The organism is Novosphingobium aeonii (assembly GCF_052279045.1).
In the GTDB taxonomy this organism is placed as follows: domain Bacteria; phylum Pseudomonadota; class Alphaproteobacteria; order Sphingomonadales; family Sphingomonadaceae; genus Novosphingobium.
The window spans coordinates 3,118,247-3,130,352 of the sequence record NZ_CP176832.1 but is presented as its reverse complement, the minus strand read 5'-3'; the positions used below and the strand labels follow the sequence as shown (position 1 = coordinate 3,130,352).

Here is a 12,106-nt window from a genome sequence, read left to right as displayed (position 1 = left end):
TATTGGAAAATTCCCATGGTCCATCGCGGAATGGGATGTTAGCGAAGGAACCTCCTTACGAGGAAGGCGAAAACGAACATGCTGCGTCCCTGGCAGGTCACTCTCGGCGAACGTATCGATCCCGAGCGCGGAACGCCGATCTATATGCAGATCATCCATGCGCTCATCCGGGATATCGAGACCGGGCGGCTCGCTTCGGGCACATACCTGCCGAGCAGCCGCGAACTGGCGGGGGCGCTCGGCGTCAATCGCAAGACCGTGGTGCTCGCCTATGAGGACCTGATCGCGCAGGGCTGGCTTTCCACTGAGGGGACGCGCGGCACCGTGGTTTCGCGCTCGCTGCCCAGCAGCCAGTCGCCGGAAGCGGCGGCTGCCGAGGGCGGGCAGGAAGCGGATCGGCGGTTCGAGCAGACGCATTACCGCTTTTCCGAACCGCCCGAGAGGCCGCTGGCGCTGCCCGGCGGCAAGGGCATCAAGCTGGACGAAGGCGCGCCAGACGGGCGGATTTTCCCGGCAGACCAGCTTGCCCGCGCCTATCGCTCGGCGATCAGCCGCGCCTCGCGCGCCAATCGCCTGCAATACCGCGATCCGCGCGGTTCCGAACTGCTGCGGGAACAGATCGCCGAGATGCTGCGCAGCCAGCGCGGACTGCCCGTGACCCCGGCCAATATCTGCATCACCAGGGGCAGCCAGAACGGCCTGTTCCTCGCGCTTCAGGTGCTGATCGAACCGGGCGATGCGGTGATCGTGGAGGAACTGACCTATGAGCCCGCCGTCGCCGCGATCCGCGCTTTGGGCGGCAAGGTGATCCCGGTGGGGCTAGACGACGAGGGGATCGACGTGGGCGAGGTCGAGGCGATGTGCCGCCGCCACTCGGTGCGCGCGGTGTTCCTGACGCCGCACCATCAGTTCCCCACCACGATCGCGCTTCGCCCGGAACGGCGGCTGCAATTGCTTGAAATCGCAAGACAGTTTGGTGTCGCGATCATCGAGGACGATTACGACCACGAATTTCATTTCCAGTCTCAGCCGCTGTTGCCGATGGCGGGCTATGCGCCGGGGCAGGTGCTTTATCTGGGGTCGATGTCGAAACTGCTGCTGCCGGCGCTGCGCATCGGCTTCCTTGCTGCGCCCGAAGCGGTGATCGACGCCGTGGCGCACCGGGTCTCGCTGACCGACGGCATGGGCAATACCGTTACCGAGGAAACCGCCGCCGAACTCATCCGCAACGGTGAACTGCGCCGCCATGCCCGCAAGGCGTGGCGTGTCTATTCCGAACGCCGCCAGTCCTTCGCGGCCTTGCTTGACGCGCATCTCGGCGAACATGTCGATTTCGCGGTCCCGGACGGCGGGCTTGCGTTCTGGGTGAAGTTCCGCGGCGATCTCGACCGGATGGAGGAGCGCGCACGGGCGCAGGGCCTGCGTTTCGCCAGCTACCGCTCGTTCATGGCGCGCGATACCGCGCCGCGGGGGCTGCGGCTCGGCTTCGCCAGTCTCAACGATACGGAAGCGACAAGGGCGATCACCGCGCTGGCGGAGGCTGCGCGGTAGGGAGGCGGACTGGACCCGTCGGGTTTTTTCGAATTGGCCGTTTCGGGCTCCACCGCGCCCGCTCATGTTCGGAAGAAGACTTCCACCACCCGACGGGACGCAAGATGACAGCACTAAACCGCCGAAACTTCATCACCCGCACCGCCGGCGCCGCAGCGGCCGGGCTTTTCTATAGGCAGGCGGCGTGGGCGCGGGGCGTTCCGGTGGATACGATCTACACCAACGGCCGCATCTGGACGGGCGAGGGGCGCGAGATATTCACAGACGCCATCGGCCTCGTCGGCTCGCGCGTGGTGGCGCTGGGGGCAGAGGCCACGCGGAGCCTCGCGGACAAGCGGACGCGGGTCGTCGATCTTGGCGGAGCGTTCGTCACGCCCGGCTTTACCGATTGCCACGTCCACTTCACCATGGGCTCGGCCACGATCGGCCAGCCTTCTCTTCGAGAGGCGCACAATCGCGAGGCTTTCGTGAAAGTGATTGCCGACGCGGCCAAGGCGATGCCGGCGGGGGAATGGCTGCTCGGCGGCAACTGGGACAACGATTCCTGGGGCGGCGAACTGCCGAGCCGCGACTGGTTCGATACGGTGAGCCAGCAGACGCCCGTCGCCGTGGTCCGCTACGACTTGCATATGATCGTGCTGAATTCGTTGGCGCTCAGGATGCTGAACCTCGGCGAGGATACGCCCGATGTGGCCGGCGGCGTGATCGTTCGAGACGGCAAGGGCCGCCTTACCGGCGTGTTCAAGGACGCCGCCAAGGACATGGTGATCGAGCGCATTCCGCGCCCCACCGACGCGCAGATCGATGCAACGAACCGCCGGGGCATCCAGCTTGCCCTGTCAAAGGGGGTGACGCAGGTTCACGAGACCGGGATCGACTGGAACACCTTCGAATCCGCGCGCCGGATGCGGGTTTCTGGCAATCTGCCGTTCCGCTTCTATGCGATGACCCCGCTCAAGGACTGGCAGAAGCTCGACGCGATCATCAAGGCGGAGGGGCGCGGTGATGAATTCGTGCGCTGGGGCGGTTGCAAGGTCGTGTTCGACGGGTCGCTCGGCTCGCGCACGGCGCTGTTCTACGAGCCTTATCTCGACGATCCCAAGACGCGGGGCATCACGGTGACCGATCCTGACGAGATGCGATCGCTCATGCTGGCGGCGGATGCTGCGGGCCTCCAGATCGCCACGCATGCCATCGGGGACCGCGCCAATGACATGGTGCTCGATTTCTGGGCGGAGGTGGCCAGGGTAAATGGCCCGCGCGATCGGCGGGGGCGCATCGAACATGCACAGCATCTCAACCCCGCATCCATCGGCCGTTTCGCCGAACAGGGAGTGATCGCCTCGGTCCAGCCGTTCCATGCCGTGGACGACGGCCGCTGGGCGGTGCGCCGCATCGGCCCGGAACGGCTCAAGACCACATATGCTTTCGAATCGCTCATCAGGAGCGGCGCGCATGTCTCGTTCGGTTCGGACTGGCCGGTGGCGCCGATCGATCCGCTGACCGGGCTCAAAGCGGCGGTGCTGCGCCAGACGCTCGACGGGGCCAATCCGAACGGCTGGTATCCCGAACAGAAGGTCGAGATTCATGACGCGCTGCTCGCCTATACGCGCGGCGCTGCTTTCGCCGGACGATCGGAGGCAGACACCGGCACGCTCTCGCCGGGGAGACTGGCGGACTTCGTGATCTGGGACCGCGACCTGGCCGCAATCGATCCGGCCGATCTGGACAAGGCCAAGGTCGTTTCGACCCACCTTGGCGGAACGAAAGTCTACGGCTGAAACGCTTCGATCTTCCCGGATTTCCGTCTCGGTTGCGCAGGATTCGATGGCACGGTTTCCCAATGACGATGTCGATCCCGAAATCCGGTCATGGCTGACCGCGATGTTCGCCGCCTCGGCGGCCCTCGGCTCGCGGCCGGGGATTTCGGTCTCCGAGCGCCGTGCGATTGCCGAACGGCAGCGGGAGCCATGGCGAGCGGGCGGCCCGGCGATGGCCGCCGCGGATGAGTTCCATGTCGGAGCCTCCGGCGTGCGAATCCGCATTCACCGGCCCTCCGTCGAAGCGAACCTGCCCGTGCTCGTCTACCTTCACGGCGGCGGATGGACCCTGTTCAGCATCGACACCCATGACCGGCTGATGCGGGAATATGCAGGCCGAGCCGGCTGCGCGGTGCTGGGCATCGATTATCCGCTGGCGCCGGAGCAGCGCTTCCCTTGCGCCATCGAGGCGATCACGGAGGTACTGGACTGGCTTGCCGGTGCAGGGGCGGCGCACGGCCTGGACCCGGCGCGTTATGCACTGGGCGGAGACAGTGCGGGCGCGAATCTCGCGGTTGCCGCAGCCCTGCGCCGCAGGACCGTCGGGGCCGTGATGCCGCTTGGCCTTCTGCTCAATTATGGCGCTTGGGACGGCACCTGGACAGGAAGCTATCGCCGTTATGGGGATGGCGATCGCTACATGCTCACCGGGCCGGAGATGGACGAATTCTGGGCGAGCTATCTCGGCCAGGAGCCGGTTGACGATCCGCTCGCCCGGCCGCTTCATGCAGAGCTTGGGGGGCTTGCGCCTTCATGGCTCTGCGTAGCCGAATGCGATGTGCTGCTTGACGAGAACCTTGAGATGGCGGCGCGACTCGCGAAAGCAGGCGTGGCGACCGAACTGCGCGTCTATCCGGGCGCCACGCATAGCTTTCTTGAGGCCGTTTCCGTTTCGGGTCTTGCCGATCGGGCGATTGGCGAGGCTTCGCAATGGCTTGCGGGAATTCTCGCCGAAAGGTGATCGACAAGGCGCGCGCTTTTGGGGTGAACCGCCCGGGAAGGTGAACTCTCCCTCACTGCTGCGTTCCGGTTCATGGGCACATCGCCGGGGCGAGGGCGCGTTGTGAGCCGTTGGGGATTTTCTTTCCGCTTCAAGCGGGTTTGCCATAACGGCACCCCGGCGGTCCCGCAAAGCCGTGGCGTCCTGGACCGAACGGGTATAAGGGCCCGCGAATGTTACGCTTGTCCGACCTTACCATGCCGCTCGACCATGCCCCTGAGGAACTCGACGCCGCCGTCTGCGCGCGGCTGGGGATCGAACCCGGCGCTCTCGAGCGCGTCACGGTGGTGCGCCGCGGTAATGACGCGCGGCGCAAGAACGCGATCAAGCTGGTCTACACGCTGGACGTGCTGGTGAAGGACGAGGCCAAAGTGCTGGCGGCGCATCATGGCGACCAGCACGTGCGCCCGACGCCGGATACGTCATACAAGTTCGTCGCCCATGCGCCGGAAGGCTTCGATGGCCCGCGACCGGTGGTGATCGGCGCCGGTCCCTGCGGACTGCTGGCCGCACTTGTGCTTGCACAGATGGGCTTCAGGCCGATCATCGTCGAGCGCGGCAAGGCCGTGCGCGAGCGGACGAAGGATACCTGGGGGCTCTGGCGCCGCTCGGTGCTCGATACCGAGAGCAACGTGCAGTTCGGCGAGGGCGGAGCGGGCACGTTTTCCGACGGCAAGCTCTACAGCCGCATCAAGGACAGTCGCCACCTCGGCCGCAAGGTGCTGACCGAATTCGTCAAGGCCGGTGCGCCGGACGACATCCTTACCGAGGCCCACCCGCATATCGGCACGTTCCGTCTCGTCACCATGGTGATGTCGATGCGCGAGACGATCGAGCAACTTGGCGGCGAATACCGTTTCGGCACCCGCGTCGATGATTTCGAGGTCGCGCAGGGTGAGGACGGCGAGCGCCGCATCACCGGCCTGCATCTCTCCAACGGAGAATTCCTGCCCGCCACCCACGTCATCATGGCGGTGGGCCATTCCGCGCGTGACACTTTCGAGGTGCTGCACGGCCGCGGCGTCCATATCGAGGCCAAGCCTTTCGCGATCGGCGTGCGCATCGAGCATCCGCAGAGCTGGATCGACACGGCGCGTTATGGCGACAACGCGGGCAACAAGATCCTTGGTCCTGCCGCCTATTCGATCGCGCACAAGGCTTCGAACGGGCGCACAGTCTACAGTTTCTGCATGTGTCCGGGCGGGCGGGTCGTGGCGGCGGCAAGCGAGCCGGGCCGCGTCGTCACCAACGGCATGAGCCAGTATTCGCGCGCCGAGTTCAATGCCAATTCCGGCCTCGTGGTCGATATCGATCCGGACAAGGACTACCCCGGCGATCCGTTGGCGGGCATCGCCTTCCAGCGCAAGTTCGAGGAACTGGCCTACAAGGCCGGCGGTGAAAACTACAAGGCGCCCGGCCAGAAGCTGGGCGATTTCCTGGCCGACCGGCCTTCGAGCGAGTTCGGCGAAGTTATTCCGAGCTATCAGCCCGGTGTCCACCTGACCGAACTCAAGCAGTGCCTGCCCGATTTCGTGGTGGATGCGATCCGCGAGGCGCTGCCGGTGTTCGGCCGACAGGTGCCGGGTTACGATCACCCCGACGTGGTGATGACGGGCGTGGAAACGCGCACGTCATCGCCGGTTCGGATCACGCGCGGCAAGGACCTGCAGAGCCTCAATACGCGGGGGCTTTACCCTGCGGGCGAAGGGGCGGGCTACGCCGGGGGCATCCTCTCGGCTGCGGTTGACGGCATCCGCGTGGCCGAAGCGCTCGCGCTGGAACTGGCGCCGGCATGACGGCATCCACGGCGGGCATCGTGCCATACGATGTCATCGTTCTCGGCGCCGGCGCGGCCGGGCTGTTCTGCGCGGCGACGGCCGGACAGCGCGGCAAGCGCGTGCTGCTGCTCGACCATGCCGATCAGCCGGGCAAGAAGATCCTGATCTCGGGCGGCGGGCGCTGCAACTTCACCAACGTTCACACTGCGCCCGACCGCTACCTTTCGGGCAATCCTCACTTCGCGAAATCCGCGCTCAGCCGTTATACTGCGGCCGATTTCATTGCGCTGGTCGATGCCTATGGCATCGCCTGGCACGAAAAGACGCTGGGTCAACTGTTCTGCGACGGTTCGGCCAGGCAGATCGTGGCGATGTTGCTGGAGGAATGCGCCAAGGGCGGCGTCGCGGTGAACTGCGGCGATGCGCTTGGTGAAATCGATCATGCCGACGGGCTCTACCGCGTCGCTTTCGGCGAGCGCATGGCGACGGCCCCGGCGCTCGTGATCGCGACCGGGGGGCCTTCGATCCCGAAAATGGGCGCGACCGGGATCGCCTATGACCTGGCCCGCAAGTTCGGGCTCAAGGTTGTCCAGCCGCGCCCCGCCCTGGTGCCGTTGACGCTTTCGGGCGACGAGGCCTTGTTCCGCGAGTTGTCCGGCGTGTCGACCGAGGTCGTCGCGCGCATAGACGGCAAGGCGGGCGGCAAGGCCGCGTTCCGCGAGGCGGCGCTGTTTACGCACCGCGGGCTCTCCGGCCCGGCCATCCTCCAGATATCGAGCTACTGGCAGCGCGGACAGACCGTGACGACGCAGTTCCTGCCGGACCGGGGCGAAGGCTGGCTGAGGGACGCCAAGCGCGATCGCCCGCGCACGGCACTCCGCAAGGTGCTGGGCGAAGGACTGCCGGAACGGCTGGTGGATGTGCTGTGCGAAAGGCTCGGCCTGAACGGCGAACTCGGCGCCATGTCCGACAAGGCGCTCGCGGCGGCCGAAGCGAAGCTGGCGCGCTGGCCGTTCGTGCCGGACGGTTCGGAAGGCTTCGCCAAGGCGGAAGTTACCGCTGGTGGCATCGATACCGGCGGCATCTCCTCCAAGACGATGGAGGCTCGCAAGGTTCCGGGGCTATATGTGATCGGCGAGGCTGCTGACGTGACGGGCTGGCTTGGCGGCTACAATTTCCAATGGGCCTGGGCCAGCGCGCGGGCAGCGGGGTTGGCGGTCTGACGCTTCAGAGCGTCATCAGGATATCCCTGCGGTTCTTGCCCCGCCAGCCCAGCGTCTTGTCGAGCAGGGCGATGGTGACGGCGCAGCGGTTGGCATCGCTGCTCTTGCCTTGCATCGCTTCGGCGACCTCGCTCTGGCTGAGTTTGGTGGCTTTCATCACGTCTTCGATGAGCGTGCCGGGGACCATCGCGCTGTGCTGGTCGCTGGCCTTGGGCGCGCCGAGGGCATGGCTTTCTACCAGTTGCACGGCATAGTCGCGCTCCTTGCTGCGCAGTTCGGGCGAAACCTCCAATGAGTCTAGCCAGCCGGAGTTGCCCAGTTGGCGACAGGCGGATGCTCCCTGTTCGCGCGCCGCGCGAAGTTGGCCGAGGCGCAGCCGCATCGCCTTTTCGAACAAGTCGCCCGAAAGGTCCCTTCCGTTCCGGTAGCTGCGTTCGCGAACGATCGCGACGGCCTTGTCGATCAAGACCGGCTCTTCCTCGCCGGTCTTCACGCCGTTGCGGGCATTGGCGGTGAAGACTTGCGCCAGTTCCGGCTGGAACGTCTGGAGCCAGTTCATGTCGCGATCCTCGCCAAAGGCTTCCCTGATCGAAGCCTGGACGATCCGGGTAACGGCGCCGTCTCCGGGCACCGTTTCCGCTTCCTCGCCCTGAGCTTCCAGCGGGCTTGCGGCGGCGACCCGGTCCGGCCGCGAGGATGGGGAGTTCGAAGTCTGCGCGACGGCGAGCACGATGGCGAAGGCGATGAGGCCGAGGGCGACCAGAAGCCCGGTCATGAACGGATTGCCGCCCTCCCACGAGGCGACGCGTTCGGGAGCGAAATGCGATTCGAGCTCGGGGAAATTCTTGCGCACCCCGCGCAGCAGCGCGTCCACATCCCCCTGGCTCGGGCCGCTGAGCATGCGGAAAGGGCTTGCCTTGCCGGGACGGACAAGTTCGTTCCACGCCTTGTTGTAGCGATGGCCGGGTTGGAGGACGTTCTGCTGGAAGCGGTAGCCGCGCAGCCTTGCGCCAAGGAAAGCCACGCCGGCGCGCGCGTCATGGGCCGCCCATTCGCGCTCCCAGCCGAAAGCGGCATTGGCATCTTCCAGAAGCGGCGCGGAGCGCGGCCAGCCGCGTGCCAGGACTTCGGCCAGCCAGTCTTCTATCTGCTGCTGGCGCGTGACGTGGGACTGCGCCGCATCGTCGAGTATCTTGCGCAGGGCCCGCGTCGCCTGCCGGGCTTCGGTCTCGGTCAGGGGCTCTGCCGCGGTCTCGCTCTCGGGATCGAGAAGGATCGCGAGCCGTTCCGCCGGGCTTTCGCCGGGGCGCAGGCCAAGGGCATCGTCTGCTGCGTGATTGCCGGGGAGGAACGGGGCGGTGAAGGGATCGATCGTGGTGAGCGGAATGCCCGCGCCGCTCACGCCTTCCCGCGCGGCGGCTGCCGCCCAGGCCATGCGGCCAAGCATCGTCGAATCGTCCGGCTCGCCGGGACGGGCGGCCAGATCGGTACCCGTCTGCCATTCACCCGGAAGTTCCGGCGCGGCGTAAGTCCAGCGTGGAGGCGCCTCGGGCGAGGGGCCGAATTCCGGCTCCGCAGCGGTTTCGGCTTCCTCTTCCACCGGCGGGAGGTCGATGTTGCGGGCGAGGCGCAGGGCCAGGTCCCGGGCTTGCCGCAACTGAGCGAAGCCGGTGACATCCCTGTCCACATCCATCGCCTTCAGCCGCGCGGCATAGGCTTTGCGGATGGCTGCGCTATCGGAGGTCTTCTCGATGCCCAGGATCGACCAGGGCGCGCCGTCGCTCATAATGGCCCCGCGCTCTCGATTTCATCGAGCCGGGCGGCCAGCATCGTGCGGGCATCGGCAATGCGGCGCGGATCCTGCGTGTCGAGCGCACCGGCGAACTGGGTTATCCAATGGCCGATTGCCTGCCGCACCTCGCCGATGTGGTCTTCGTAGCAGCGTTCCGCGCGCGCCATCAGCGCCACGTTGCCTGCATCCTCGCGCGGATGGAACTTGAGCTTCGCGAGCGCGGCGCGGCGGCTTTCCAGTTCCCTGCGGTCCGGCCGGTCCTCTTCATCGACGATGACGAGATTGCGTTCGATGCCGCTCGCCGGCACGTGGACGTCGATCTCGAGCAGGCCGGAACTGTCGTAGGAAAAACGCACTTCCGCAGAGACTTCTCCGGCCGGGCGCGCCGGGACGGGGATCGTGATCTCGCCCAGCTTGACGTTGCCCTTCACCTCGCGCGCTTCGCCTTGATAGATGCCGAATTCCAGCTTCTTCTGGTTGTCTCCCAGGGTGGAGTAGACGTTCATGCGGCTGACCGGTACCGGCGTGTTGCGCTCGATCACCGGAGAGAAGAGCCCGCGCTGAAGGCCGCCGTAACCGTCCTGCTCGGCCACTTCCACGCCGAGGGTGAAGGGGCAGACGTCGGTAATGCGGATTTCGTCAAGCGCGGCATCGCGGCCTACCAGCGCGGCCTGCATCGCAGCGCCCAGCGCCACGGCATGGTCGGGGTGGACCGAGCTGTTGGGAAACCGGCCGAACAGGCGGGTGATCGCGCGGCGCACCACCGGCATGCGCGTGGCACCTCCCACCAGCACCACTTCGGACAGTTCGGCCGCATCGATCGCGCAGTCACGCAATGCGCGCACCACGGGTTCACGCAGGCGGCGCAGCAACGGCTCACAGGCCGCCTCGAACTCGGCTTCGGTCACGGTGGCGGCAAGGCGCTCCTCGCCGACGACCACGGCGAATTCGGCTTCGTTCGCGGAACTCAGCGTGCGGCGGCAGGCTTCGGCGGCGCGCTTGAGCAGTGCTTCGCGGTGTTCGGCCGAAAGCGATTCAAGCCGGTGCTCCGGATCGATGCGCGGCTTCATCAGGGAAGCCAACACCAGGTCGAAATCGTCGCCGCCAAGACGGTTGTCGCCCGCGGAAGCGCGGACCTCGACGATGCCGTCGAACATCTCGACGATGGAGACGTCGAACGTGCCGCCGCCGAGATCGAAGACCAGGAACGGTTCGCGGTCGCCCTTGTCCTGAAGGCCGAAGGCCAGCGCGGCGGCGGTCGGTTCGTTGATCAGGCGGCGCACGGTGAGGCCGGCCAGTTCGCCGGCGCGGCGCGTGGCCTTGCGCTGGCGGTCGTTGAAGTAGGCCGGTACGGTGATCACCGCCTCTGTCGGGCGCTGACCCATGAGGGCCTCGACATCGCTCACCAGCGCGCCGAGTACCAGCGCGGACAGGTCCTCCGCCCCGTAGTCCTTCCCGCCCAGCCGCGCGGTGCTGGCGGTGCCCATCAGGCGCTTGAAACTGCTGGCGGTATCCTGAGGCTGGTTCGCGAGCCTATCCAGCGCGGAGCGTCCGATCCATGCCTGCCCGCTTTTCTCGATGGAGACAGCCGAGGATGTGAGAAGTTCGCCGAGGGCGTTCGGGACGAGCGTGGCTTCGCCGTCGCGCCAGATCGCAACGGCACTGTTCGTCGTCCCCAGATCGATACCGATCAGCATGGCGCCATGCCGCTCACTTTCAGAGCCACCTGAAAATTTCCCCTCATTGTCGCACCTTGCCGCCGGAAACGTGATTCCGGTTCGGGCCCAACGCTGACTAGCGTCATAGGTCCGTTACCGGAAGCATGAAGTGGCGGGGAAAAAGAGTGAGTCGTGAGCGGGTATCAGGCCCGCGTTGTCTGGCGTATCACTAGCTTGGGCGGCATGACGAGGCTGAGGGTGGTTTCACCCTCGATCCGCGCCTTCAGTTTCTCCACCAGCGCGCGGGCTCCCTCCGCTATCTCCTGACGGATGGTGGTGAGGGGCGGCGTTGTTTGCGCGGCGAGAGGAAGGTCGTCGAAACCGACGATGCGGACTTGCCCGGGAACGGACCGGCCCATGTCGTGCAGCGCGCGCAGCGCGGACATGGCGACAAGGTCCGAGGCTGCGACGATCCCGTCTATCTCGAGATCGGCGCGGGACAGGGCTTCCTCGATCTGCGGCCCCATCGACGCATCGGCCAGTTCGACGGGGAGATAGGCGAAGGGTGCGCCCGCCGCTTCGGCAGCCGCCGCCGCGCCGCGAAAGCGGGTGGCGATCTCGATCCCGCCGGTCTGACCGAGGAAGGCGAGATTGCGGGCCCCGCTTGCGAGCAGGTGTTCCACCGCGATGCGGCCGCCTGCTTCATTGTCTGTGCCGACGGCGCAGTGCGTTTGTCCGCTGCGGTAATGGCCCCATACCACCATCGGCCGGTAGCTCTGGGCGGCGCGTTCGATGAGGTGGTACTGGTCGGACTGGCCGATGACGATAAGGCCGTCCACCATGCCGGAGCCGGTGAGACGGTCCAGCCAGTTCGACGTGCCGTCGGGCATGGCGCGGCTGAGCATGACGTCGAAGCCGCTTTCGGTCAGTTCGTCCGCAAGATGGCCGAGCAGGGTCAGGAAGAACGGATCGGAGATGTGCTGGCGTTTCTCGTGGCTCAGCGGAATGACGACGCCGATCACCCCGGTTCGCCCGGTACGCAGCTTGCTGGCCATCTGGTTCGGCTGGAACCCGTGCTGGCGGGCGAGCGCCTGGATGCGATCGCGGGTTTCGGGATTGACGAGCGCTTTCCCCGCCAACGCCCGCGATACCGTGCCCGCTGAAACGCCGGCGATGCGCGCCAGATCGGCGAGCGTGCGCACTTGCAACCTGATGCCACTTTCGCTCGTGCGATCGGTGTCATCCTCTACCGTGATTGTCGGTTCTACCTTGCCGGCCATCCAA

The 12,106-nt window shown here is 66.3% G+C and carries 8 protein-coding genes; 5 read left to right on the top strand and 3 right to left on the bottom strand.

Going from position 1 to position 12,106, the window contains the following annotated elements:
- The first annotated feature begins 78 nt into the window (after nt 1-78).
- The 5 genes from pdxR (at nt 79) to ACLIMP_RS14880 (ending at nt 7,372) form a co-directional block, all read left to right on the top strand.
- The gene (gene pdxR / locus ACLIMP_RS14900) at nt 79-1,551 is read left to right on the top strand and encodes a MocR-like pyridoxine biosynthesis transcription factor PdxR (protein ID WP_185996848.1); all 1,473 of its coding nucleotides are present in this window, start codon (nt 79-81) and stop codon (nt 1,549-1,551) included.
- 104 nt (nt 1,552-1,655) lie between these two features.
- Nucleotides 1,656-3,332 (top strand): amidohydrolase, encoded by a 1,677-nt coding sequence (locus tag ACLIMP_RS14895; RefSeq protein WP_324696458.1) that lies wholly within the window; start codon nt 1,656-1,658, stop codon nt 3,330-3,332.
- Nucleotides 3,333-3,378: 46 nt separating this feature from the next.
- Complete coding sequence (locus ACLIMP_RS14890; protein ID WP_324696456.1) at nt 3,379-4,332, top strand: alpha/beta hydrolase; 954 nt, start codon at nt 3,379-3,381, stop codon at nt 4,330-4,332.
- A gap of 212 nt (nt 4,333-4,544) precedes the next feature.
- Nucleotides 4,545-6,167, top strand: coding sequence for an NAD(P)/FAD-dependent oxidoreductase (locus tag ACLIMP_RS14885; RefSeq protein WP_324696454.1), 1,623 nt, complete (start codon nt 4,545-4,547; stop codon nt 6,165-6,167).
- Nucleotides 6,164-7,372, top strand: coding sequence for a BaiN/RdsA family NAD(P)/FAD-dependent oxidoreductase (locus ACLIMP_RS14880; protein ID WP_324696452.1), 1,209 nt, complete (start codon nt 6,164-6,166; stop codon nt 7,370-7,372). Before ACLIMP_RS14885 ends, ACLIMP_RS14880 begins: the two co-directional genes overlap by 4 nt.
- A 4-nt stretch (nt 7,373-7,376) precedes the next feature.
- Here ACLIMP_RS14880 and ACLIMP_RS14875 read toward each other — a convergent pair whose 3' ends face one another.
- The 3 genes from ACLIMP_RS14875 to ACLIMP_RS14865 all read right to left on the bottom strand — a co-directional run bounded on the left by ACLIMP_RS14875 (nt 7,377) and on the right by ACLIMP_RS14865 (nt 12,102).
- Nucleotides 7,377-9,158: a hypothetical protein gene (locus tag ACLIMP_RS14875; RefSeq protein ID WP_324696450.1), complete on the bottom strand. Its 1,782-nt coding sequence runs from the start codon at nt 9,156-9,158 to the stop codon at nt 7,377-7,379.
- Nucleotides 9,155-10,861 (bottom strand): Hsp70 family protein, encoded by a 1,707-nt coding sequence (locus ACLIMP_RS14870; RefSeq protein WP_324696448.1) that lies wholly within the window; start codon nt 10,859-10,861, stop codon nt 9,155-9,157. Before ACLIMP_RS14870 ends, ACLIMP_RS14875 begins: the two co-directional genes overlap by 4 nt.
- Nucleotides 10,862-11,025: 164 nt before the next feature.
- Complete coding sequence (locus ACLIMP_RS14865; protein WP_054436329.1) at nt 11,026-12,102, bottom strand: LacI family DNA-binding transcriptional regulator; 1,077 nt, start codon at nt 12,100-12,102, stop codon at nt 11,026-11,028.
- Nucleotides 12,103-12,106: the final 4 nt, after the last annotated feature.

Excerpts from the sequence above, each read along its gene's own strand:
- ACLIMP_RS14865 (WP_054436329.1), bottom strand. The coding sequence starts at position 12,102 with ATGGCCGGCAAGGTAGAACCGACAATCACGGTAGAGGATGACACCGAT.
- ACLIMP_RS14880 (WP_324696452.1), top strand. The coding sequence starts at position 6,164 with ATGACGGCATCCACGGCGGGCATCGTGCCATACGATGTCATCGTTCTC.
- ACLIMP_RS14895 (WP_324696458.1), top strand. The coding sequence starts at position 1,656 with ATGACAGCACTAAACCGCCGAAACTTCATCACCCGCACCGCCGGCGCC.
- ACLIMP_RS14885 (WP_324696454.1), top strand. The coding sequence starts at position 4,545 with ATGTTACGCTTGTCCGACCTTACCATGCCGCTCGACCATGCCCCTGAG.
- pdxR (WP_185996848.1), top strand. The coding sequence starts at position 79 with ATGCTGCGTCCCTGGCAGGTCACTCTCGGCGAACGTATCGATCCCGAG.
- ACLIMP_RS14890 (WP_324696456.1), top strand. The coding sequence starts at position 3,379 with ATGGCACGGTTTCCCAATGACGATGTCGATCCCGAAATCCGGTCATGG.
- ACLIMP_RS14875 (WP_324696450.1), bottom strand. The coding sequence starts at position 9,158 with ATGAGCGACGGCGCGCCCTGGTCGATCCTGGGCATCGAGAAGACCTCC.
- ACLIMP_RS14870 (WP_324696448.1), bottom strand. The coding sequence starts at position 10,861 with ATGCTGATCGGTATCGATCTGGGGACGACGAACAGTGCCGTTGCGATC.